The organism is uncultured Lacinutrix sp. (genome assembly GCF_947500605.1).
Lineage (GTDB): Bacteria > Bacteroidota > Bacteroidia > Flavobacteriales > Flavobacteriaceae > Lacinutrix.
Genome location: NZ_CANMSJ010000037.1, coordinates 1 through 215 on the forward strand (window position 1 = coordinate 1; position 215 = coordinate 215).

Annotated in this window: 1 protein-coding gene; it reads left to right on the forward strand. The window is 43.3% G+C overall.

Annotated elements, in window-relative coordinates; translation table 11 throughout:
- Window positions 1-215 (forward strand): hypothetical protein (locus Q0935_RS15875; RefSeq protein WP_299388357.1); only part of this gene is annotated, 215 nt, incomplete at both ends.

Genomic DNA, 215 nt, shown 5'->3' on the forward strand with positions numbered 1-215 from the left:
ATAGTAGACAGTGCATCAGGATTAGTAACAGGAGTTTCCGCAGGAACAACCACGATTACGTATACAATAACAGGAACAGGAGGATGTCCAGATGACACAGCAACAACAGATGTTACTGTAACTACAGCAGCAGATGCAGGAACGCTATCAGGTGTTCAAGCGATTTGTTCAACAGGAACAACAACAATAAGTAGTGATGGTGATACTGGCGGTAT